Annotated in this window: 25 protein-coding genes; 22 read left to right on the forward strand and 3 right to left on the reverse strand. The window is 38.8% G+C overall.

Annotated elements, in window-relative coordinates; translation table 11 throughout:
* The first annotated feature begins 321 nt into the window (after positions 1-321).
* The 16 genes from E5Y90_RS14515 (at position 322) to E5Y90_RS14590 (ending at position 12,672) form a co-directional block, all read left to right on the forward strand.
* Positions 322-1,032, forward strand: a complete 711-nt coding sequence (locus E5Y90_RS14515; protein WP_163146571.1) for a hypothetical protein — start codon at positions 322-324, stop codon at positions 1,030-1,032.
* Between the two features lie 161 nt (positions 1,033-1,193).
* Positions 1,194-1,547 carry a hypothetical protein gene (locus E5Y90_RS14520; RefSeq protein WP_163146572.1) on the forward strand — a complete coding sequence of 118 codons (354 nt, stop codon included), beginning with the start codon at positions 1,194-1,196 and terminating at the stop codon, positions 1,545-1,547.
* Between the two features lie 13 nt (positions 1,548-1,560).
* On the forward strand, positions 1,561-1,764 hold the full coding sequence (locus E5Y90_RS14525) for a hypothetical protein (RefSeq protein ID WP_163146573.1): 204 nt from the start codon (positions 1,561-1,563) through the stop codon (positions 1,762-1,764).
* Between the two features lie 134 nt (positions 1,765-1,898).
* A complete protein-coding gene (locus E5Y90_RS14530) occupies positions 1,899-2,138 on the forward strand; it encodes a hypothetical protein (RefSeq protein WP_163146574.1) in 240 nt (79 codons plus the stop codon).
* A 318-nt stretch (positions 2,139-2,456) separates the two neighbouring features.
* Positions 2,457-2,789 carry a hypothetical protein gene (locus E5Y90_RS14535; protein WP_163146575.1) on the forward strand — a complete coding sequence of 111 codons (333 nt, stop codon included), beginning with the start codon at positions 2,457-2,459 and terminating at the stop codon, positions 2,787-2,789.
* Positions 2,790-3,122: 333 nt separating this feature from the next.
* Entirely contained in the window at positions 3,123-3,824 is a 702-nt protein-coding gene (locus E5Y90_RS14540; protein WP_163146576.1) for a hypothetical protein, read from the forward strand.
* A 216-nt stretch (positions 3,825-4,040) separates the two neighbouring features.
* Entirely contained in the window at positions 4,041-4,661 is a 621-nt protein-coding gene (locus E5Y90_RS14545) for a DUF262 domain-containing protein (RefSeq protein ID WP_163146577.1), read from the forward strand.
* A 69-nt stretch (positions 4,662-4,730) separates the two neighbouring features.
* Positions 4,731-5,375 carry a hypothetical protein gene (locus tag E5Y90_RS14550; protein WP_163146578.1) on the forward strand — a complete coding sequence of 215 codons (645 nt, stop codon included), beginning with the start codon at positions 4,731-4,733 and terminating at the stop codon, positions 5,373-5,375.
* A gap of 267 nt (positions 5,376-5,642) precedes the next feature.
* On the forward strand, positions 5,643-5,987 hold the full coding sequence (locus E5Y90_RS14555; RefSeq protein WP_163146579.1) for a hypothetical protein: 345 nt from the start codon (positions 5,643-5,645) through the stop codon (positions 5,985-5,987).
* Between the two features lie 11 nt (positions 5,988-5,998).
* Positions 5,999-6,211, forward strand: a complete 213-nt coding sequence (locus E5Y90_RS14560; protein WP_163146580.1) for a hypothetical protein — start codon at positions 5,999-6,001, stop codon at positions 6,209-6,211.
* Positions 6,212-6,644: 433 nt separating this feature from the next.
* A complete protein-coding gene (locus tag E5Y90_RS14565; protein ID WP_163146581.1) occupies positions 6,645-6,917 on the forward strand; it encodes a hypothetical protein in 273 nt (90 codons plus the stop codon).
* Positions 6,918-7,751: 834 nt separating this feature from the next.
* Entirely contained in the window at positions 7,752-8,366 is a 615-nt protein-coding gene (locus E5Y90_RS14570) for a hypothetical protein (RefSeq protein ID WP_163146698.1), read from the forward strand.
* A 642-nt stretch (positions 8,367-9,008) separates the two neighbouring features.
* Positions 9,009-9,335 (forward strand): hypothetical protein, encoded by a 327-nt coding sequence (locus E5Y90_RS14575; protein WP_174660621.1) that lies wholly within the window; start codon positions 9,009-9,011, stop codon positions 9,333-9,335.
* A gap of 398 nt (positions 9,336-9,733) precedes the next feature.
* Positions 9,734-10,429, forward strand: a complete 696-nt coding sequence (locus E5Y90_RS14580) for a hypothetical protein (protein ID WP_163146696.1) — start codon at positions 9,734-9,736, stop codon at positions 10,427-10,429.
* 3 nt (positions 10,430-10,432) lie between these two features.
* The gene (locus tag E5Y90_RS14585) at positions 10,433-11,809 is read left to right on the forward strand and encodes a hypothetical protein (RefSeq protein ID WP_163146695.1); all 1,377 of its coding nucleotides are present in this window, start codon (positions 10,433-10,435) and stop codon (positions 11,807-11,809) included.
* A gap of 206 nt (positions 11,810-12,015) precedes the next feature.
* Positions 12,016-12,672, forward strand: coding sequence for a hypothetical protein (locus E5Y90_RS14590; protein WP_163146694.1), 657 nt, complete (start codon positions 12,016-12,018; stop codon positions 12,670-12,672).
* 125 nt (positions 12,673-12,797) lie between these two features.
* On the opposite strand, the gene E5Y90_RS14595 is transcribed toward E5Y90_RS14590, so the two are convergent.
* Positions 12,798-14,237, reverse strand: coding sequence for a hypothetical protein (locus tag E5Y90_RS14595; RefSeq protein ID WP_163146693.1), 1,440 nt, complete (start codon positions 14,235-14,237; stop codon positions 12,798-12,800).
* Between the two features lie 377 nt (positions 14,238-14,614).
* Between E5Y90_RS14595 and E5Y90_RS14600 the strand changes: the two genes are divergently transcribed.
* Together E5Y90_RS14600 and E5Y90_RS14605 are read left to right on the forward strand one after the other, a co-directional pair.
* Positions 14,615-14,977 (forward strand): hypothetical protein, encoded by a 363-nt coding sequence (locus E5Y90_RS14600; protein ID WP_163146692.1) that lies wholly within the window; start codon positions 14,615-14,617, stop codon positions 14,975-14,977.
* A 162-nt stretch (positions 14,978-15,139) separates the two neighbouring features.
* Complete coding sequence (locus tag E5Y90_RS14605) at positions 15,140-15,763, forward strand: TetR/AcrR family transcriptional regulator (protein WP_163146691.1); 624 nt, start codon at positions 15,140-15,142, stop codon at positions 15,761-15,763.
* A gap of 55 nt (positions 15,764-15,818) precedes the next feature.
* Here E5Y90_RS14605 and E5Y90_RS14610 read toward each other — a convergent pair whose 3' ends face one another.
* Both E5Y90_RS14610 and E5Y90_RS14615 read right to left on the reverse strand, forming a co-directional pair.
* Positions 15,819-16,676: an iron-containing redox enzyme family protein gene (locus E5Y90_RS14610; RefSeq protein ID WP_163146690.1), complete on the reverse strand. Its 858-nt coding sequence runs from the start codon at positions 16,674-16,676 to the stop codon at positions 15,819-15,821.
* A gap of 286 nt (positions 16,677-16,962) precedes the next feature.
* The gene (locus E5Y90_RS14615) at positions 16,963-17,646 is read right to left on the reverse strand and encodes a replication initiation protein (protein WP_174660622.1); all 684 of its coding nucleotides are present in this window, start codon (positions 17,644-17,646) and stop codon (positions 16,963-16,965) included.
* 501 nt (positions 17,647-18,147) lie between these two features.
* Between E5Y90_RS14615 and E5Y90_RS14620 the strand changes: the two genes are divergently transcribed.
* The 4 genes from E5Y90_RS14620 to E5Y90_RS14635 all read left to right on the forward strand — a co-directional run bounded on the left by E5Y90_RS14620 (position 18,148) and on the right by E5Y90_RS14635 (position 22,243).
* A complete protein-coding gene (locus E5Y90_RS14620) occupies positions 18,148-18,870 on the forward strand; it encodes a hypothetical protein (protein ID WP_163146688.1) in 723 nt (240 codons plus the stop codon).
* A 78-nt stretch (positions 18,871-18,948) separates the two neighbouring features.
* On the forward strand, positions 18,949-20,361 hold the full coding sequence (locus E5Y90_RS14625; protein WP_174660623.1) for a hypothetical protein: 1,413 nt from the start codon (positions 18,949-18,951) through the stop codon (positions 20,359-20,361).
* Between the two features lie 244 nt (positions 20,362-20,605).
* Positions 20,606-21,556, forward strand: a complete 951-nt coding sequence (locus E5Y90_RS14630; protein WP_163146686.1) for a hypothetical protein — start codon at positions 20,606-20,608, stop codon at positions 21,554-21,556.
* Between the two features lie 273 nt (positions 21,557-21,829).
* Positions 21,830-22,243, forward strand: a complete 414-nt coding sequence (locus E5Y90_RS14635) for a hypothetical protein (RefSeq protein WP_163146685.1) — start codon at positions 21,830-21,832, stop codon at positions 22,241-22,243.
* Positions 22,244-22,259 lie beyond the last annotated feature (16 nt).

The following is a 22,259-nucleotide window of genomic DNA, read 5'->3' on the forward strand; positions in this document are numbered from 1 at the left end:
AACTATTTAGAATACTTTACAGTTAAGCTCATGTTTGAGCTACCCCTTGCCAGATCAATTTTCTGGTATATAAACCACCTTTGACAGAGCCTTTGACCATACTACAAGCTGCTTAACCCTTTACCCTGCTAAATGCAGGTTTTTTAATGCCTGGGAACCAAGTAAGCGTTAGATTTTTTAGGTATAAAAAAATGCTTCCAAATTTAAGTGTTTGGCTTTCATTGACTTATGCCATGTTTTGCGAATATAATTATGTATATACAAGGCATATTGCCACCACGGAAAGCCACCGTATTAAAGGCTGATTCGGAAGGATGCACAATGAGAATAATTCCATGCAGCTCAACCTCAAATGTTCAGAATGAAATTGCATGTCAGGTTGATATTGATTTTTTCAAAACTAAGAACGGCAAATTCCCTTTAGACCGCAGTTTTGAGAAGTCTCGTACTGAAACGTACATGGTGATCTTTGAAAACACCCCAGAAGGCGTACAGAAGGCAAATGCGGTGTTATTTAATCACCTATTGCGCCAAGTCATGCCGAAGCAGTCTGTTCAAGCTATGCAGCATTTTGGCTATGATTCCTTGAATCCAGAACAAACCATCACTGATCAGCAGACTTTTCAGAAATTCCTTTCCCAGATGATGTTTATGTATATCGGTGGGTCCGAGGAATATGCGTCTTATCATGCCTTTAAGACCAAGCGTACCACTGTCCCATATATTTTCGCGCATGCCAGTTCTGTTCCAGAATATATCGACGAATTTTATAACCACGGCGCAGACATAGGTTTCTATTGGAATGTACCCCCTACTGAATACTTAACGGCAGATCAGATCGCTGCATATCGTGACCATTCGACTGTTGAAGAACAAGCTAATTTTGAGAGTGTGATTGATGCTCCTAATTTCAATGGCTCTTATCTAGTCGCTCCTGAATTGTTGACCATGCAATTCAAAATGAATGCAGTTCAAGATTTTGTACCTATGAACATCATTCAACAGTGCTCAATATTGAAAATGTCAGTCTGATTCACCGCCCTGCTACTGCGGGGCTTTTTAATGCCTGGGAACCAGGTAGGCGTTAAGATTTTTAAAATAAAAAAATATGTATAAAATTTTAAGCATTTGATTTAATTTGATTTACAACAATAGCTTTGAATTACTTTTATTTCCATGAGGATATAATAAGCATGGTTACTTACTCTATTGCACCAGATGAATCAATCAAGAATCCAACTGTAGATCAGGTAATTAGCAACTGCATTCATGTAGATAGCAGCAATGAAGCACGTTTATATCGTGAAGCCTATATCGACTGGCACAAAAAACGTAGTCAATTAAGAACTACCGAAAGCGATCTGGTTGATCGAAATGATACCCATTGGGATTATATTTCGGCTAAAATCACACGCTCAAATTTACTGGGTTTCGTCAAAAGAACTGTAACGGACAAGGCTCGCCGTAAACGCTTGATTGAACTATTTGATTTGAATACTGTTCCAGTAAAACCAGTGCACTTTAAACGTCAAGTTCATGCAGCGTGAAGGATTGAACTCTATGTACCAAAAGGGTGAAAAACTCGTATTTACCGATGCAGATGCAATCGACGCAATTCTTGAGTTTGAAGAATCGACAGAGAAACCCTTTCTCCAAATCTGGTACAAGCTACCTCATGGCGGTGAAGGTTCTTTGTTTTCATGGGATGATTTTCGCAAAGCTCGACCAGATGAAGTGGAAGCAGGTCATCGAATCCTGAAATGATGCAAAAGCTCCGGTTTTCGGGGCTTTTTTATGCCCGGTAAAGAAGTAGACGTTAGATTTTTAGTAGAAAAAAATGTGTTGATTTTTTAGTGCTAGAATGACAGTCCTGGCATCCAAATTTAGAGGTTTCAACCATGCAGGATGAAGAAAAAGAAATAGCATTGATGGCGGGTCGTGTGCTCCAACAAGCGGGAATTGCAGCAGCTCGCAAAGGTACAGTGATGTATGTAGCAAATGACACCATAATGAGTAAGGAGCCAAATAAGCCCCCTGTGGAGATCAAGAAGCTCACCGGTCGCAATCCCCAATTAGCCCATAAAATTAAGGCGGGTGTCACCTATAAGCTTAAAAAAAGAAAGTTTGAATCCGAATAATTTCATGCTAGATGCAACCTAGATATTGCCCGATATTTTATTGACTTATGCCATTTTTTGAATAATAATCCTGTATATACAGAGCAGCAAGCTCACGCAGAAAAGCCACTGCATTAAAGGCTTATACTTAGGAAAAACAATATGACTATTCAAATTGATGCAAGATCAGGAGTATTGCATCAAGTCTATGCCTAAAGCTGATGGCTCTTTATATCGTATTTTACCGTGGTAACAGATCAGATTTAAAATCCAATTAACCGGCATTTAGCCACCACAGGAAGCGACCTGATTAAACGAAATACTCAGAGGAAATAAACCATGACTACATCAAATGCAACTGCACCAGTTCAACCAATCTTTGTTCTTGTAACTTACCAACGCCGTAATGGTGATACCGCAACTTCCGCATTGAAAGCTTTTAAAATTGAGCATGGCAATATTGAGCAAGGCTTGATTGAAATTGACGAGAATATGTTTGACTTGTTCAACTATTGGGATGGTGAAAAATATGCTGACCGTGACATGGGCGACTATTCAGATATCAAGGAGCCGTTAAAATCCTTCTGGATTTCACATGAGGAAATCATGTATTACGATCATCACGTAGAAATTCCAGAATTTGAGTATGAAGTGTTGATTAAGTACCTATGATTAAAAAATACCCAATAATTGAGCAGTATATAAACAAACAACCGTTTGTATTTTGTTTTTATATCAACGGCTATTGAAGCTAAATATTCCCTTTGATATAAATGCTCCACCCTTTATATGTATTAGTGTTCAACACACATTAAGCATTACTACTATTCAGAAGAAAGCCTTTCTGTTCTCGCGGAAAGGCTTTTTTTTGTTGCTGCAAGAAAATATATAGGCTGTATTTATATTGATCTATGCCATGTTTTAAGCATATAATTCATTCACACAGGGCAAATAGCTCACCCCGGCAGAGCCACCGGATTAAAGGCTTATGTATAGGTAAAAATTATGAATACTCAATCTTTAGCTTCTCAGCTAATCGTAGCACCGACTTCAAAAAATGAAGTTGCCGTATTATTTAATATGTGTTTAGCAAACTTTGAATATGATTCTGAACCCACAGATCGCCTGTACGAATCCAATAGTCATACAGTGGCAGTAATCTATGAAAACTCAGCTCATGGGGTCGCCGTTGCCAATGCTCACCTCTTTGCGTTTTTCTTAAAGTTCATTGAACCTCAAGATATACACGGTGAATTGCGCGAATCATTGTCTGTTCCACTACTGACCGATCGTACAGAGCCATTCAGCAATATTGAAGAATACAAACTCTACTTGGAACAGCTTGGATATGGTTTAGGACATTGTGGTTTTATTGGTGAGGTATTTGGTCATGCGCTGACTAATGATGAAGAACGCTCAACCACTACCCTTGCTTCTCTTGATTACATGAATGAATTTACCAAAGAATGTTCGTATTGCGCCATAGCAGTCGATTCATTAGTAGGAAACAAGAAGCAGCTTAATCAACTGATGATTAGTGCCTTACGTCATCCAGGAAGCTTCCCTGGATTTATACTCCCTTTGCATAAAGTTGACTGTATTGCGCTTGGGGAACCAATGATCAACCCAGAATGGATTGCCGAATCTATAGAGTTGCCTACCGGTGATTGGGTTCCATCATTTAATGTCATTGAGCTGATTACTTAATCAGGATAAGGGCTGAAAATTATCGTTTTCCTGTAAAATATTTATAAATCATATAGTTGACTATTACACTACATCCTTATACACAATATGTTTAACTTAGATCAACATTGACTTATGCCATGTTTTATGGGAAACTACTAAATAGTTTAGTGTAAAACTAAACTCTAAATATTGCATAGATTCAGGAGCCGACCTGATTAATCGGACGAGGGAAAAATGGCTAAAGTACAAATTTCAAAAGAAGAAGAATTGGCTCGTGAAGCGAACCGCGAGCGCGTAAATTCGATTATCAAACCACTAGATCGTCCTGGCTATACTTGCGATTTCTCTATGCGCAATGTACGTGAGCTGATTGTAGCTCTGCTAAAAGATGAATCTGAACTTGATATGATTCCAGACTTTCAGCGTGGCGTAGTGTGGTCTGAGGAAAAACAAATTTACTTCGTAGAATGTATGCTGCGCAACCTATTGCCACGTTCAGCTTTCAACCTGACTTTCAACATGCCGTACTTCTATAGCCCGGTTAAACGCCGTGAGACTGATATTCCAACCAAATATCAGAAATTGATCTGTGTTGACGGTTTACAACGCTTCACAGCGATTGAGAACTTTGTACAAGGCAAATTCAAAGTGTTTGATAACCAGATCGGTGCTGACGATCTGCGTTGGACTCAGTTTGATCTAGGTCGTAAAACTTTCACTATTAATGTATTTGAATATGATAATACTCAGGACATACTTAACCTGTACCTCAACATGAATACAGGTGGTATTGCACACGCTGACACTGAGATCATGCGTGTAAGAGAAATGCTTGCTGAATACCAAAAATCTTAACAATTTTATGGCTCCACAGAGCCATTTTTTTCAGGTGCATTACGCCCTGCTTGATACAGGAAATAACAAATGAGAAATGAAGAACTCATTAAATTTTTTATATTGGCTATGAAAAACGAATACCCCAATGTTTTTAGCCCCAAACGCTTTGAATTGGTTACACCTACTCAGTTTAATGATGAAGTAATGCAGCGACAATGGCGTGGGTTTCAACTTTGTTATGAGCATTTAGGTGATATTCTAAGCAACCATCAAAATTCGACACATCGGGTTCCAGGGAATCAACATAAGAATCAACCAAAGGAAATTCGTGCTGTTTATGACGGTGAAATAAAGATTTTCCTACATCAGAATCGAATGGGCTTGTACTACGTGCCAAAAGATCAAAAAGCTCAATCTTGGTCTTATACGACTGAAACATTGACGATGCAACGCGCAAGAGCACTACTTCAAAACATCCTTCATGCCGGACGTATAAACCTTGCTGAATGGAAAGCCAATGAAGAACCTTTTGATCAGAATTTTCTTATTGGTTTGGCAGAAGGTCGTAAATCTCATGTTTGGAGTGGAAACGACACCTACTGCAAAGCATGGTCACAAAACGGTTTAAAACCTTCCAAATACAAACTTACTACCATTGCACCAGTGCGTGATGAAGTTTGCCAAAATTGTATTCGCCACATACCTCGTGCGGTCAATATTCAATTTGCATGATTAAATTAATGAAGACTATTCCATTAGTCCTCATTGTTTCACCAGTGAACTAGGTAGGCGTTAGATTTTTTAATAGAAAAAAATGTTCCCCAATTTTGAAGCAAGGTATTCAGACCATGCAGTAAACCTCACTTTATAGATAAATGTTTGATTATGACATTACATTGACTTATGCCATGTTTTATAGGATAATTAATAACATATAGAGCGTTAAGCTCACACGGAAAAGTCACCGTATTATTGGCTTGAATAAAGAGGGTTAAAAAAATGTCAAAACGCTTTCTTGTTACCAACGCTTTAATGTTTATCCAAAACCATTACGCAGAGCAGCTTTTCCGTAAAGTCGGTGAAGTCACCATTGATGGTGAAACTGCGCGTGTTATTGAAACCTTAAACTGTGACAACTATACCCAGATCGGCACACCTGGCTCACAGGAAAGCTACCTGTTCGATCTGGATGGTATCTTTTACGTTGTGCCTGAATCATGGGCGAAAGAAAAGATTTTACGCATTACTGACAGCATAACTTCACCAAGTTTCACGTTTGTAGAAGCTGAAAATATAATTGATTTGGCGGTTACTGCCACTTCTGATGAACGTCCTGCTGCATAAGGGGCGTTTACATGATTCGTTTAACTATTTTCTTTTTTCTGGGTGCGGTAATTGCCGACTACTATAACCTTCTACCGCTTGAATTTGCACAAGATTTACACCGGATTATTGGAGAGCTTAAAGGCTTTCTGGACATGGGAATAAAAGCTGTTGAGGACTATGCGATTCAGCTTGCTTTCACCTTTGTAGGGTTATGTTTAGTTTATTTTTTAGCTCATTTTTAATTGATTTATAACGCTTCTTTGGAATTTTTAACCATTGGACGTATGCCATAATTTGCTTATCATTTCCCTACCTTCATGGATTTGATACCCTTTAAATCCATTAATATTTATAAAGATTTGGTTTCGGGAGATAGCCAGGTCTTTTTTTTGTCCGGTGAAAACTGGTAGGCGTTAGAATTTTTTAATAGAAAAAATATTTTGAGTTTATATCGGTAAAAATCATAAAGCCCATTCTGGGCGCTTCTCAGGTTGTTTATACTGGGTTTGTACGAACCAGACAAATTTCTACTATTGAAACTGCTCAAAAAAACACCCTATCATGGCTTTTTAAGCTTCAAAACTATGCAAATTGCATTAAATTTTAGGGCGCATTAGTTCGCCTAAATAAGCAGTACCCCAATTGTTTTTAATGGGTTATTAATGGGAAAACAAAATGAAAAGCCACTTATTTGAACCGCATGTGCTTCACAATGCGACAGGTAATTATTTTGTGGATGTACCGGTACGTTGCACACCTAAGTTTCTGATCACTTCCGCAGGGAAACGCTTTCGTAAACTCGACAAACCAACAGAATCCGGTGCTGTAGCTGTATGTGAAGGCAAAAATAACGTCTACCTCTACCCGAAACGCTTTGCCCCAAAGGAGTATTTCGACCAGATCAGAACGCAGCTTTGGCAGAAAGAAGTACGCGAAAGTCTCTGCTAAACCATAACCCGCGCCAAGCGGGTTTTTTATAAACTAAAATGTCTAAAATACAGTGACCAAAACCACATTAAATGATCTAAATTGATCAAAATTTTACTCCACCAAAAACCATATACCATTAATTAAATCATATACTTATAATCAATGTCATTTAATGAAATAAATCTCGGTGACCTTGCCACGGTTGGGGGCTTTTATAAACTAAAATGTCTAAAACACAGTGACCAAAACCACATTAAATGATCTAAATTGATCAAAATTCTACTCCATCAAAAACCATATAATATTATTTAAATCATATACTTATAATCAATATCATTTAATGGAATAAATCTCGGTGACCTTGCCACGGTTGGGGGCTTTTATAAACTAAAATGTCTAAAACACAGTGACCAAAACCACATTAAATGATCTAAATTGATCAAAATTTTACTCCATCAAAAACCATATAATATTATTTAAATCATATACTTATAATCAATATCATTTAATGGAATAAATCTCGGTGACCTTGCCACGGTTGGGGGCTTTTATAAACTAAAATGTCTAAAACACAGTGACCAAAACCACATTAAATGATCTAAATTGATCAAAATTTTACTCCATCAAAAACCATATAATATTATTTAAATCATATACTTATAATCAATATCATTTAATGGAATAAATCTCGGTGACCTTGCCACGGTCGAGGTCTTTAATGCCTTCAATTTTGCTTCACCCTCTCTAATATTGACTTATGCCATGTTTTACAGATATAATTCTATCATCCAGATCACTTGATCAAAGCAGTAGAGCCACTGCATTAAAGGCTTGATATTAGGATTCCAGACAATGAATTTTCCGTTACCACCTCTTTACCTTCGCTTTGATGTTCCGACCTGTCTTATTAACCATAACCGACTGATCAATGGCTCAATGGCAATTACCCAGGGCGATAAAATCTCGATTGCAGTGTGCACACCGGCAGCCCATGAATATCAGCAATATGCTGTTGCTTATGTTTATTCACAATTGATGCAACTGATCTATCCAGATCATGCTCTGGAACCAATGGATATAAGTTTCAGTCTGCCTAATACCAAGCATGGTGAACGCTTTGCAAATCACTATGAACTCAAAAAGTTCATCACTCAGAACGATATGGAAATTTTAACTGACGAATCAGGAAATGATTATTTTTGCCATACTTTCTTGCCTAGTTGCGTATGGACTGGCGACCACTACCAAACGAACCCTGTGGGCTTTGGTGAGGTGGAATTTTGTGGTGCTATAAATCAACACGAATACGATGCTACCCCAGAATCACTGCGTATTGATGTTGCTGCGCTAGTGAATGCTGTGAAATTCCCGATGATCAATACCGTGATAATGGGTGAATGTTTTGAATGGAAAACTCTACCAAAATGCTTAGGTTTTAATTGGAATGGGTCGGCAATAGTTGACTAAATTTTGACACATTCGGCAATTGGAAAGATTGCCGTTTCCATCAATAATAGTCCCTGTATTTAATGGTAAGTATTTGTTTTGCAAGGAAATGATCGGCGACCCTGGTTTGCGTTTCAGAAACACTACTGTTGGTTCAGATGATTCCAAGCGAACCCCAGGCAAGCGCATTTAAACTTTATGAGCTGTAAGGATACGGCTCCACCAGATTCTCTAAGACTAAGAAGCTGAACCAGTTTTATCAGCCATTAGACCACAACCCTAATGGTTCTTTTTATTCAAATTTCAGACCGTAGCTACCCCCAAAAGCACACGGTCTTTTTTTTGCCCGGTAAAAGGTAGGCGTTAGGTTTTTAATAAAAAAAATGGTGGAATGCCTTTATTTGTCTATGTAGTATAATCCCTTTACTTATTAATAATTTAAGATAAAAAAATTGGTTTCTCGTGTTGACTTATGCCATGTTTTAACCCATAATAGATTACATAGAGAGCAGAACGCTCAAACGGAAAAGTCACCGTAATAAAGACTTAAATTAAGGGTATAAAATCATGTCATTATATCAAGTTATCAGTTGTCAATACACTGGCGTTAAAGACGAGTTCTATCCTCACATTATAGCTGCTTTGGATAAGAGCACTACCTACGTGACCGAAATCAGCGTACCTGGTTCAGATCGCAAAGGTTGGCACATCCAAACTGACGAATTTGATCTGGGCGATCTGGGTATTGAAATCCGTACTATGGGTTGCGGTGCAGGGGTGTTTGAGCCATCTTGCAGCGAAGTCCTAGTGTTCCCTACAGAATGGTTCAATATGGACGCTATAGGCCGCATGGATAGCATGGTAGTACCGGTCGAAGATGAACTGGCAAACAAAGCGTTTGAGAAGCATGTAGACCACTCTGAGAACAAAACATACTACTACATGGGTGGTGTGATCCTGTTCCGTGAAGAAGTTGAGGACGAGGACTAACCATCCTCTCCCGCTCCACCCGAATTTAAGCAGTTTCCCTCTTTACAACCTCTGACCCTATACAGAGGTTTTTTTTCGCCTGGAAAAAGCCCCATAAAAATCTATAGGCGTTAGTTTTTTTAAAAATAAAAAAATGATTTGAAGTGTAGATTAGCAGTTTAACAATATTGACTTATGCCATGTTTTTAATCCATAATTTCAGACACTTCGGGCGGAACCATGACAAGCGATCTGCCTTAGCAAATCGGTTAAATGAATATGGAGTGGCAAAGTAAGCGACTCTTTTTTCGCTTCCTATTTCTATTTAGTTTTTATGCTATGATTTGGCAACAATGTTGACTTATGCCATGATTATTTAAACATGGTCCAGATATAGCAAAAAGAATATTCGGTAACGTATGAATTATAATGAACGCCCTATTCTCTTTAATGCAGATATGGTAAATAGCCTATTAGCAGGGAGAAAGACCCAGACTAGACGCGCCCTGTCACCCGCGAATATCCGTGACATTTACATCGGTTCCAAGCTAGGTGAATGCCATCCACTTGATCAGCTCACAGAAAATGATATGGGCTATGTCCTTTCATTCTGTCCTTTTGGTCAGATTGGCGATAAGCTGTATGTCCGTGAGACGTATGCGGTTGTAGGCGACCCTGGCAAGATTCCATGTCCACGCCGTAACTTAGTGTACCGTGCGGATTATCCGAATTGTGTCAGTGACCACTTTGATCGTGACAGCATTCCCCCTGTTCAGGATGTTCGCTTTACCCCATCTATTCACATGCCTAAATGGGCTGCTCGTATTCAGCTACAGATCACCAATGTTCGCCTTGAGAAAGTCGTGAATATCTCTGCTCAGGACGCAATTGCCGAGGGTATTGAACCTGTTGAGTTAGAATCCTCACGGTATGCCGGTTCGCACACTGCTTACCGCGATTACGAATATAAAGGTGGCATCACTCGTAACTGTCCGATTGATTCATTCAAGACCTTGTGGCGATCTACAGGTGGTAAATGGGATGAATCTGTATATGTATGGGCGATTGATTTCAAAGTGGTGAGTACCACAGGCAGATTACATCAGGAAGATTAAGTAATGGATACCAAAACCAAAGACCCAGTTACCCCTAAAAGACATGAAATCTATTTGGATAGACGTTATTACAACATCCCTTCTGGAATAGAAAACAGGCAGAGTGTATTCCTGAATAGAACACCTGAATATCTGGTACAGGAACAAGGTTGGTTCCCTTATTATTTCACGCATGAATTAGATCAGCAGTCCGATCAGCAGTATGAACAGGTAGTAAAACAGTGGTTACTAGAAAACAAGCTGCCAGTTGATCTATTCACTATCGAAACACGCGAAGTCTACCCTCTGTATAAATACAATGCGTACATGCAGCGTTGGGAGGGTCACGGCTTTAGCGAATCCCGCCTGGAAGTTTTCACACCGACTGTTGAAAAGACTTCTTTGTTGGGGAAAGTGAAATCTAAGGTAGAGCATCTTTTTTCAAGCACTGAGACAGAACCAGAACATAAGGGTATTTATCTGTCGAGCCGTGTAAACGCCAGTGAATACGAACCTACGCGCATCACTATTCTATATAATCCAAGTATGGCTCGCCATAAAGCAGAGCCGTTGTATATACAGGGCATTATCCAGATCGGTAAAGCGACCTACACGGATGTAACTCGTGAATATCCTTTTGAGCTGATGCGTTTTGATTGGCTACCCCTAATCAAGCAGTATTTTTTAGATTATGAAAAACTTCCCTATCTAATCGCCAAAGGGGTCAATGATTCGCTCATTAGGACCGTTTCACATGCCTTCGATAATCTGGACGACCTCATTCAAGCAGCTCACGAAATTGCTGAGTTGGGTTATCTGTCTACCCCAGACAACCGTTTACAGGTACTACCTGATAACAGTCCGTTTTTAGCAATACGGTGTAATGGAGCCAGTATCTATCTGGATAAACATGGTGATGTAAAGCCTTACGAAATTGAGAAGTTCAATCGCATTCAGAATATTTTGGCTCAAGGGGAAATCCTGACCTCAAAAGACCCGGTATTTGATCTGGCTGGTAGCTCATACAAGCTCGCATTTAAGCCTTTAGATCAGCTTCATGTCATCGACAATCCAGAACTGAAATGGGTGCAAAGAAACCTTCAAAAGCCCCAAAAAACCTATTGGGTTCTTGAAGCTCACTATTCTGGGAAAATTGAAGATCAGGCAATGGTCTGGCACACCCCGCGCTCAGATGAAGCCCCTGAATCCCTCGCAGCTTATTTATCGGGTATGGCTTATGTCGCAAGCGAAAAAAGCCCAAGCCAAAGCTGCTTAGAGCTTATTGATCAATCAGGAAGTGGCATCAAGCCAGAAGAAATTGAAGCCTTTAAAACCGATATAGAGAGTTTGGTGAAACACTATCTCTACGTTTTGAAAAAGCATATAGAACAGAATGGGTGAATAACATGGTGACGGATGAAACTACAATAGAAGAAAGCCTGGAATCTGCCTGATTACTGCGATTCCCTAAATAGGTTAGTTTAGGCTGACCTTTTTATAGGGATTGACTTATGCCATGTTTAAAGGGTATAATTCTGTATATACAAAGGGCATTAAGTCCACACGGAAAACCACCGTATTAAAGGTTTAGATTAAGGATTTTTCAAATGCAATTAACATCAGCACTACTTTCAGCAAACTTTGGTATGTCAGCTCCAAACGTCCGTATTTACGAGTTGTTCAGCAACATTCAAAGCAAAGACCTGACGCATGGCGATCATGTTTTAACGCCGTATTTTACCCAAGTATCAATTAAAGCGGTGTGCTGTGATGAAGAAGATGCAACGGTTCCAAGCAAAATAGTTTCACACTTGGATGTAGCGGGTACTGTGGTGTTGCCTTCGATTGACCCGGCTAAACCAGTTCATTTTACTTTCAATCGTTTATTCCGTTTTGACGAGCTTGTATCACAGATTGACGACCATTTAAGCGGTAAGCACTACGTTAAGCTATCGTCTCAAGACCTGGCTGTGTACCACGTAAAAATGTTTGCTGTTCAGGTTCAGGCATACTTGCTTCGCCTGTTGATTAATCTGGGTTATGACCAGATCACACAGTCTAAAGTGGTGGCTTCATGGTTAGGTACTGCTACAGCAGAGAAAGACCTTCTGGAACCGCACGAGGTTGAGGTAGGTAAAGACGTAGCTTATGTGACACATGAAGTAAGCCAGTTTGTACATTCTCAGGTGCTTTCACAGCTTATCGGCATGTTGACTGTGGAATATGCTCAGGACAAACGACCGAATCAGCTATACATTGCCTAATATTGACATCCTCACCCCCTTTAACGAGGGTGATTCCTACTGCTAGACGCTTATGCCCAAGCGCAAGAATGGTAAATAAACAAAACCCGCATTAAGCGGGTTGTTTTGGTTCGATCACCTTAGCATTAAGGTTTAGGGGGAACAAATGGAGGGATAGAGACACCATATTTTTTTGCCACAACATCCTGACAAGCGTTCCATGCAGTTGCCAAAAGTAAATCTGAATAATATTCACGCTCACTTGAAGTATTACCAATTGGCTTTTTGAACGCTTCATTAATCATCATTTCTCGCGTACCTAAACCACCAAAGGTTTGCACTTTATATTCTCGTGCTTCTTTCAACAGTTCCGCTTTAGACTTCCCAGATTGGCGGTCGTACATCATTTCCATTGAATAGGTTGCAACAGAACTGCATGTATCCATAAGTTCCTTAACAAATTTATCTGTATCTGCTTGCTTCGCAGCATCGGCCTTTGCCTTCGCTCTTGCAGCATTCAATGCTGCCGTTGCCTTCACCCCTGTTTTTAAATCCAATAGTGGGAATCTAGGTTTTCCAGTATTTTCTTGCGGGAGGTATGGGATGAACTCAGATAGATCACGGTTATTCTTTCCTGGATATTTTTTTTCATTTTGTGCGATCAACCATTGTGCTTCTTTATGCCCCATATCGGCAGCAGTTTTGAATTGATTATAAGCTTCTTTGGTTCTACTGCCAGTACCTTTAAACATATAAGCCATGCCATGATAAAACGCGGTTTCAGGCAAATGTTTTGGATTGTTAGAGGAAGTGTTTTGTCTGAACATGAAGATAGCATTATTAATGTCCAAATTCGTGTTTTTAACACCAGTAGTAGAGAGAATAGCTAAAGTATCAAAAGCAGCTCCAACATCTCGATAATAGGTTTGAAATATTTTCAATCCTTTTTCTTCATCTTTCGTGCGAGCAACGCCGTCGAAGTAACAGCGTCCAACCAGATAAATTTCATGGTCATTCGCCTTGTTCGCCTTGTATTTATTTTCTACTTCGTCACACACCTTTTGAGGTTCATAAGGCGCATTGAAGTAACCATTTCCGGTATAACGCGCATAGTTCCAGTTAAACCACGCAATTTCTTTTGAATCATGACTACCACTGGCGATAAATTGAGAATGAGTAACTGGTCGGCTACGCTTTTTTTCTATCTCAATATACTTTTGAGCTTCGTTTTGCTTGCCAATACGTGAATAGGCTTGATAAGCCCAGAAATTCAATACCGGGTCCTTTATGTTAAGAATAGGCTCAATCTCATTAAGCCCTTTTTGGAAGGATGCAGTACCCTCATAAGGGTTTAGAAAATATTGTTGAGCGAGATAGATTTGAGCTTCTTTCGAGCCTTTATTTTTGGCTTCCTCAAGACCTCGTTTCTGATAGTGGAAAGCTTTTTCTTTCTCCAAAGTCTTTAAATAAAGCGCATGAGCATCTTTTGGCGACTTATATTTATTCTCTTTTATTTTGTATTCATCAGCAAAAGTAGTCGTAACCGACAGCCCCATAGCAAGTAATAAAATTGTCTTTTTAAACATTTGTCATCCCTGGTAAATCAAAAGTGGTAATGGTTTATTAAAACTAAAAAATGATGAAAACAATAGGCACATTTTGCCTGACCCAACCCGCCTAGTCACTTGTATTTTGTACTTTTCTCGCCATTTTTGGCTCATTTTTCTCTGCTCAGAGCCAGTAAATCCCACCTTAATCAGCCAATAACAGGAGTTTTAACTCCCTAAAAACAAGTAAAGCCGCTCACTTTATTGTTATTAATGTGATGAAACTCTCAAGTATAAGATTTTTTTACATTTTTCATGTTAAATTGGAGGCTTTTCATCCTTTATTAAATTGGTCGGCTTTACTAACATTGACTAGAAAGCATGAAGTTTTAACGATAATTAAATAAGGAAATGACATGAACGGTGTAGTGAACCCGATCATAGGAACCTTAATAGAGCTTGATCATAAACTTAAAAAATTGATCGAAAACACCATGCCAGGACATGAATGTTGGAATCGCTCTCTTACTGAATCCTCTACCTTCCCAAAGCGAAAACCAAGACCCTATATTAGTGCAAGTGAATACGTGCCAGTTATGAAAGAAATCAAAGGAGGTTTTAGCAGCAGCCTGGTCAAACTTCTAGTCCGTAAACCAGATGGCTCACTTATACCGTATCAGGGATTCTACGTTAAGCAGTACGGCAGTCATCATTGCCAATGGCATAACCAAAGACACCCCATTGAGGGAGTCATTGGATGGAAACCTTTGCTTGATTAAAGAAGCGAAAGCAAAACGGACCCAAACCTAAAAAGTTGCCCTCTTCGGAGGGCTTCTTTAATTAAAACAAAGACAAGCAGCTTACTCTTTAGGTTTTAAGAACTTATAGAACTATTTAGTTTACCTCAAACCATATAAAGAATATGGATTACCCCTAATTGGTTGAATAAGCAAGCAATTCAAAGTAGAATCGCCCAAAACAATCGTTTGTTTGTTTCTGATGGAGTATATCTCGTGACCAAAAGCCCTGAACGGATTATACAAAACTCTATCACACTGTTTAAAGAGAAGGGTTTTAACGCAACCAGTGTGAATGACATAGCCACCGCAACCGGTATGTTAAAAGGAAGTTTGTATAACCATTTTAAAGGCAAGGAAGAAATTTTAAAGAAAGTAATTGAAACAGTTGAGCTGAGTTTTTTTGAATACATTAAAATCAACGACAACAAAGACGTTCAAGAAATTTTAAAATGGACAGCACAGTTTTTCTTAGATAACGAATGCTGCTTGCTTGCAAATCTTCTGAATGAAAAATTACCAGAAGAAGCTAAAAATGATGTTGTTGGATTTTTCCAACGATGGAAGGACAAAATTGTTATCGCAATGGATGACCTTATTCCATTAGACAAAAAGAAATCGTTTGCTCAAGACGTTATTGTGGCGTTTGAGGGCGGTATCATCATGAAGCGTATCGAAGGTAGTAATGAACCTATTGAGCGTTACTTGGAACGCCTTAACCGTCTATATGACCAGCTAAAACTTGAAGCAAATCCAAATGCTGCATAAACAAAAAAAGTGTGATTTTTAGATCACACTTTTTTGGTCCAAGAATTAAAACTACTTATGCAGCTTCAATCTCAAATTGTTTTACCAACTCTAATTGCTTATCCCAGAACTGGCTCCACAGATCGCAGTATTTCAAACAAGCCTCAGTGATATAGTCATAGTCCTGTTCAGTACATGCTTGTGCCAGAATCAGCCATAAATCTTCTTCATGGTCGTCATCGGCAGCTTCCGCTTCGGCATCAGAAGAAACGCCGTGTACGAAATAATAGCCAGTGCTCACATCAATACCTAAAGCTTTAGTCGCTTGGCGTAGTGGTGGGCTATAAAGAATCACCTCTTCTTCCGCTACGGCGAGCAAGGCAGCTACCAGTTTGTAATCTACATAGCTTTCTTCAAGAGCAGCGCGTACTTGATCAGAGATTGCAGAAGGTTGGAAGGTAGTACGTTCTTCAATGGTGACATTAAATTCGTCCACCATATCTTCGTATAACGGATAGTGTGCGTATGCCGGATTACCTTTGTAATAATTATCCTTGTCAAAACCTGGTCGAAAACCAAATTCATCTAAGATATTCAAACTTAATAAGACACGCGGATACATTTTTGAACCAGGAGCTAAACGAGGTTCTAGCTGCTTGGTTTGGAATTGTGCCATTAACAGTGCATCAGTAAATATCTGCACGATTGCATGACGGTATTCTAGGTGAATAAGCTTCATTGCTTCTTTACCCAATTTACCGCTATTTAAGATTCCAATTGCCGGGTGGTGAGCCACCTTATGTTCAGCAATTTTTGCTTTTATATATTCAATAAATTTTAGGTTCTTTTCCCAGGTTGCAGCATCAACACTTGCTTGCATACCGGCTAAAGCTTTTAGGCGTGGGGAATCTAAATCTACAAAACGCTTTTGCACTGTGCTTCTCCGTTTCTCAAACACTACCCTTTTATCAATCCAGTGCTTGATTCCCAATCAACCGCTATTACCATTTTGCTTGAATGATGAAACAAAAAAAACGGTCGTCTGGTAAATATTAACGAGCAGGATATTAAATGTTTTCCTAACAAAGTTAAATAAGACCTAGAACAAAAAATTAAGTAATTACACTAATTTGTGTGATTAGTATTTGTATATACAGAAAAACCCTCAAAATGAGGGCTTTATATTGAACTTTTTACAGTCTGTGGAATATTACATGGTTTTAATGTAGAGCATATTTAACACGCGGAGTTTTCTTACGGATTGCAAAACTAATGTCACTTGTTCTGCGGTTTTCGCGGTATAGGTGATAGTCAGCATGCAGATCGGTATGCTTATTGATTAAGCCTACAGATTCGTCCACTACACGAGTTTTAAGGTTGCTCCATATCTTATACTCGTTCATTCCCAGACCGATCAGATCACGAAAATCCTGAATACTAAAGGTCAAACTGTTCACACTTGCTTTATTGCTACATAGGAATAGTTCATACAAATGCAGGGCATATTTTGATTGCAGCTTCACAGTCAGGTTGAGGTCGATCTCTGTTTTTGGTGAATGCTGAAACTCATGCAAGCATGCTTCTGAGAACTTGAAGAATACAGCTCCACCCTGTCCTACACGCTCATAACGCATGTCATCGAAAAATAGCTCATGCTTATTTGTAATGAGGTTGTAGAAGGTCTTTGACGACAATGAGGTTATCGCATCAATTAAGCCCTTATACGCCGTCGAGCGGTCAATACCATACAGTTGAGCGTACAAGCCAATATTAAGCTTATATTGATCTAAAGTGCTGTCATTTGCTTTCTGGAAAGCATGGATAGCCAGGTTGAGAACACGCTGCTCTACCAACGATAAATCATGCGGGAATTTTATCAGGGTATCAGGCTTGCATATAATCATAGTGATATCGCCATACAGGTGTAACAAGTTTAATTCTATACAATATTTCCAAGTTTGCACATGAAGGCTCACAAAAAGCCTAAATACCGATAATCTGTATGAGTTATTAAAGGAATTTTGCAATTTTTCTATGGCTAATTTATGTCTTAAACCCTTAAATTGGTCTAAGTAGTGGTTATTGATGGTTACAGCCATTATGAATTGAATGGAAAAACTATTACCATGTTGGTTATATTGGCAGTCGCTATTTGCTCTGTTTTTTAAGTATTTTCCTGTGGGGTAATACTAAGAAGATTCAAAATTACGTCTTTTTATAAAAGGTGTGATTAAGTCGTGAAAAACGCCTTAATATTCGAGAAAATTATGGATTAATTGAGGATTTTAGTTACTTTAAACTACAGTCCTTTTATTGACTAATGCCATGTTTTTATTTAGATTTAAGGTAATGAAAGTTTTAATGCACTCATAGTTCATGGTGCTAAAATATATAGAGAAAATTATATGACAGAAGTAGCAGCTCAAGAAAAAAGTAAACTGTACTTTGTATTCCCGAATACTGTAGATGCAGAGACTATTAACAACTTCAATGTTGCAGACTTGAAGATCACTCCGGCTATGTACTCGAATTATGCTTTTGTCATTTCGACTACTCCAACCGAGCATTCAGACAATTTCCTGAATAAAGTGGATTCCCATACTGATATCATCAATAACGTGCAAAACTTATTGAATCTGGAAACGGTTTTCAGTGGAATCAATAAAGCTATCCGTGAAGGGAATTTCCACGGCGCAGTAAGTCGTATTCAACACTCTGACAATGACGGTGGTTCTAAATCTGTGATTGTCACTCAATGCGTTGTAGTGAAAACCTCATTGAATGATCACAACTTCTTCTTCAAGATTTTCTTGCGTACTGCCCCTTTTACGGCGTTCATTGACCAGGAATCAGGTAAGTTGGTTGCAGATCAGGAAACTGTAAGCAATATCACTATTGATGATGTGTTGGAACCAGAATTGTACTTGACTGATAATCATGGCAACCAGTTCCATCCAGAATCTTTCTTTAATATGCGTAAACATGGTATTCGTAATTCAGAATTTAATCTGAGTTCCGAAGTTCTGAAACGCGGTGTGACACAAACTCTATTACAAGATCAGCAAGCATGGGGCATCATTGTTCGCCAAGCTATTCCGCAGATTTTGGAAAAACAGGCTGTCGCATAAACAAATACTACTTGCGCTGTAGTATCTTCGACCGCTCGTTTGAGTGGTCTTTTGGTTTTATATCCCCGGAAAACTTATATGAACACTACACCTGATACATCAGACGGTTTTTATTCGCCTGGAATCTATAACATCCTCATTCCAGGATATGACACAAGCATCCCTGAAACACATGCTAATTTTTTTGATAAACTGCCTGTAGGCTGTATTCCATTGGTGTCCTTTGGTCATCTAAATGAAAAACAAGTAGAAAAGGTTTTGAACCATTATCGAATCAAATCTGTTGAAATCGAAGCCAAACATTTAATGGGGTATAGGCAATTAAAATACATGAATGGTATATGGGCTAATGAGAAAGTTCTTTTAAACCCTTTTGCATTCCCTATCCCAGAAGAACACCTTTTAGACAATAGTGTTCAAAATTACTTATTCTCGTATGATTATAAAGATGATTTAAAGATCGAAAACCATATCGGTATTATTGCGCACAATAAAAAAGCTATCCCGATCACAGTCTATTACTGCAAAGAGCTAGATCGCCCTACTACTGATCTAGCTTATCACCAAACACTGCTCAAAGTGATTCACGAGCAATTACAACAACGAAAGAAAGTGCTTGATATCTATAGCCCACAGAATGTTAAAGACATGAAAATAGGCTTTGGCTTCGGGGATTACTTTTTTATCTATAAAGAGGATGAAGATAATATTCCTAAGTTTTTAACGGCTCCTACCCTAGATATTCAGGGGATTCTCAAACATTATCGTCAGCTTGTTTCAAAGAAAGGTGATACCGCAAAGTATTTCATCCATGTTTGCGGAATGGCTATGTCCTTTAAAGCAGATCAAATTAGCGCAGATGGTAAGATTGTTAATGAAGACGAATTAAGTGATTTGTTTAAACGATTAAACAAAGCTTTGGCAGATGGCGTATTACCTACTGCAAACCTACTTATTCTCAATAAGGAATGGAGTGTTCACCAGATCAAATTTGCTAATCCAAGCGATTTTGACTTGAGCATTCCTTCTAAGCTCTATTGGGTGAAAAACAACTCACTTTCTTGGAGTTTATACGGTAGCCAAGCAACCGGAGACGTTGAGCTATTTTTCTTCCGCATTGCGCCGCTTCAGGATATTGAGAATGAGAAATACTCTGACCTTCTCTCACCAAAATTTAAAGATATTATTAAGGTTCCAGAACCCTTAACTCCATTAGAAGATGAAGAAAATAAAGGGTGTGAAGAATTTAGATTCAAAAATAGTGCTGAATATTTATCATTAAACCATGACCCAGAACATAAAACTAATTTAAGCTGTTGTGTGATTTCTGAATCGTGTGATGATGAAGATTACATTATTGCTGTAGATCAGTCCGGCAATAAATACTGCAAAATGGCTGATGAAAACCATCCTGATGTGATTAGCTTCAAAGAATATATTGAAGAAATGGTGATGGATTTATTTACTACCTACCACGCCAACAACAGTTAATTCAGCATCAACAGCCTAGTAAAAATCCTTCCTTTATGGAGGGATTTTTTACTATTGGAATTACTGCTAATACACTAGAGTTAGGTGTGATAACGCTTTAATCTGCTTTTAAAAAAGGCACTTAAAGCATTTGACGAACACACGATTATGCAATAAAACTAATGGCTCTTTTCAGCTCGCAATACGCAAAGTTATTCGTATGAGCTGTATATACAAACATAAATGCTATTTCGGATACCAAAGAATGTTCCAGGCTCCACAAGACCACGAGATTAATTATTCTAATTTGGCTCAATTAGGCGATCACCAATACCATGTTGCTCAAGACAAGTCCGCATACCATAAACAAGGCTTGCTTAACCTGTTTGTAAAAGGTCATGTCCACGCTATTCAAGTGAAAGCAATCGCAACAGAATTAAACTACCCTTCTGATCTAATCAAAGTGCGCCATTTGGTCGCTTATGAGAATTACACCCGCGACAAGACCGTAGAAAAACCAGAATGGGTCTTTACTGGCTACTCACTACATCCACATTACGAAACTCTGGTTATCAATGGTCGTGCAGTGGCGAAAGAAGCCCTATATGTTGAACAACATGACCAGGATATTGCTTGTAGCGCAAAGCCGGTTCCAGTCACCGCATTATTCTACTGTGGTCTTAAATCACCATTAGACAGCACAGAATATCTACAAGCTCTTATTGAACTAGATATGCAGACTATTATGAATCACTATGGCGAAGTGCCGGCTCCATACGAGCTACATCACTTTGCTAATGAAAAAGAGCTTGCAGCTTTCGAGCGTCCTTTATTTATTGAAGTCATGGATAAAGAGACAGGTGAATTTGTCTTTGCAAGCATGCCAACAACCGATATTGATCAGGTGATCGACCAGATCAAAGCGATTGCGGAATCTGGTGTTTATGCTAATGGCCGTGAGATCAGTTACAACGAAGATGGCAGACCGTATGTTGCATTGAATTATGACAGTCAAAGCATAGACTTTAACCAATACGGCGATTTTGGTGAACGTGAGTACCTGGTTCAGCGTATTATCACTGCCATGAAGCGTGGTTATGCTCCACGTATCAGTCAGCTTGATAACGACAGCCATTGGTTTAATTTCAGCCGTGAATCACTTGGTAATAGCTTGTTTGTGAAATTACCGGTATTTACTGAGCTTGATCATATCTAATAAGCATTTGCTTGGTAAAACTATAAAAAGGAGCATTAGTCTCCTTTTTATTGGTATGGTTTCGCTTAAAAAACAAATAAGGTTTTTCCTATGGTGGAAAAAGGATTCACTTCTCACCCTACAGTGACAAACCTTCCACCTTTAGAGCGGTTTTTGACATTCTATTGATTGAACTTATGCCATGTTTTAAGTAGTATTTTCATGTCGTTTAAATACGAAAAATATACATGGTAGAGCCACCAGAATTTAGGCTCATTTTTTGGAAATGAAAATATGACTTTTAATCGTGATCAGCTACAGATGATCTTTGACCTTCAAGATGGACAGTCTGTTGTTTTAAACCAGAAGCATAGTGAAGCACTCCTGGTTAAACTCGCCAATAATGGCTTTGATCATACCTTCTTACTGGTTGATAACTACGTCATGGGTGAAACTCAGATCAATTTTGATGAATTGTCAATGGAGGGATTTAACAATGGCGATTTTGTTATGGCTGTCGTAAATGATACGGTTCTTACTGACCTTGCTAAACTGTTATTCCATTACTGCACTGGTACAGAAATCCATATTTTAAAAAACCTGAATAACCCTAACCCGGTAGTGCTAACAGATCAGCAACGCCGGAGCCTAGTGGAACGCTTTGCACCTGTCGCTATTTATGCCAATGAAATACAAAAGCGGGTTTAACCAGGTTAAATTCAGA

Source organism: Acinetobacter sp. 10FS3-1 (assembly GCF_013343215.1).
In the GTDB taxonomy this organism is placed as follows: domain Bacteria; phylum Pseudomonadota; class Gammaproteobacteria; order Pseudomonadales; family Moraxellaceae; genus Acinetobacter; species Acinetobacter lwoffii_C.

Bases quoted from the DNA above. Each gene is read 5' to 3' on its own strand.
- E5Y90_RS14580 (WP_163146696.1), top strand. From the start codon at position 9,734: ATGAATTATAATGAACGCCCTATTCTCTTTAATGCAGATATGGTAAAT.
- E5Y90_RS14520 (WP_163146572.1), top strand. From the start codon at position 1,194: ATGGTTACTTACTCTATTGCACCAGATGAATCAATCAAGAATCCAACT.
- E5Y90_RS14560 (WP_163146580.1), top strand. From the start codon at position 5,999: ATGATTCGTTTAACTATTTTCTTTTTTCTGGGTGCGGTAATTGCCGAC.
- E5Y90_RS14530 (WP_163146574.1), top strand. From the start codon at position 1,899: ATGCAGGATGAAGAAAAAGAAATAGCATTGATGGCGGGTCGTGTGCTC.
- E5Y90_RS14570 (WP_163146698.1), top strand. From the start codon at position 7,752: ATGAATTTTCCGTTACCACCTCTTTACCTTCGCTTTGATGTTCCGACC.
- E5Y90_RS14630 (WP_163146686.1), top strand. From the start codon at position 20,606: ATGTTCCAGGCTCCACAAGACCACGAGATTAATTATTCTAATTTGGCT.
- E5Y90_RS14540 (WP_163146576.1), top strand. From the start codon at position 3,123: ATGAATACTCAATCTTTAGCTTCTCAGCTAATCGTAGCACCGACTTCA.
- E5Y90_RS14590 (WP_163146694.1), top strand. From the start codon at position 12,016: ATGCAATTAACATCAGCACTACTTTCAGCAAACTTTGGTATGTCAGCT.
- E5Y90_RS14615 (WP_174660622.1), bottom strand. From the start codon at position 17,646: ATGATTATATGCAAGCCTGATACCCTGATAAAATTCCCGCATGATTTA.
- E5Y90_RS14625 (WP_174660623.1), top strand. From the start codon at position 18,949: ATGAACACTACACCTGATACATCAGACGGTTTTTATTCGCCTGGAATC.
- E5Y90_RS14595 (WP_163146693.1), bottom strand. From the start codon at position 14,237: ATGTTTAAAAAGACAATTTTATTACTTGCTATGGGGCTGTCGGTTACG.
- E5Y90_RS14515 (WP_163146571.1), top strand. From the start codon at position 322: ATGAGAATAATTCCATGCAGCTCAACCTCAAATGTTCAGAATGAAATT.
- E5Y90_RS14550 (WP_163146578.1), top strand. From the start codon at position 4,731: ATGAGAAATGAAGAACTCATTAAATTTTTTATATTGGCTATGAAAAAC.
- E5Y90_RS14545 (WP_163146577.1), top strand. From the start codon at position 4,041: ATGGCTAAAGTACAAATTTCAAAAGAAGAAGAATTGGCTCGTGAAGCG.
- E5Y90_RS14535 (WP_163146575.1), top strand. From the start codon at position 2,457: ATGACTACATCAAATGCAACTGCACCAGTTCAACCAATCTTTGTTCTT.
- E5Y90_RS14600 (WP_163146692.1), top strand. From the start codon at position 14,615: ATGAACGGTGTAGTGAACCCGATCATAGGAACCTTAATAGAGCTTGAT.
- E5Y90_RS14635 (WP_163146685.1), top strand. From the start codon at position 21,830: ATGACTTTTAATCGTGATCAGCTACAGATGATCTTTGACCTTCAAGAT.
- E5Y90_RS14555 (WP_163146579.1), top strand. From the start codon at position 5,643: ATGTCAAAACGCTTTCTTGTTACCAACGCTTTAATGTTTATCCAAAAC.
- E5Y90_RS14585 (WP_163146695.1), top strand. From the start codon at position 10,433: ATGGATACCAAAACCAAAGACCCAGTTACCCCTAAAAGACATGAAATC.
- E5Y90_RS14565 (WP_163146581.1), top strand. From the start codon at position 6,645: ATGAAAAGCCACTTATTTGAACCGCATGTGCTTCACAATGCGACAGGT.
- E5Y90_RS14620 (WP_163146688.1), top strand. From the start codon at position 18,148: ATGACAGAAGTAGCAGCTCAAGAAAAAAGTAAACTGTACTTTGTATTC.
- E5Y90_RS14525 (WP_163146573.1), top strand. From the start codon at position 1,561: ATGTACCAAAAGGGTGAAAAACTCGTATTTACCGATGCAGATGCAATC.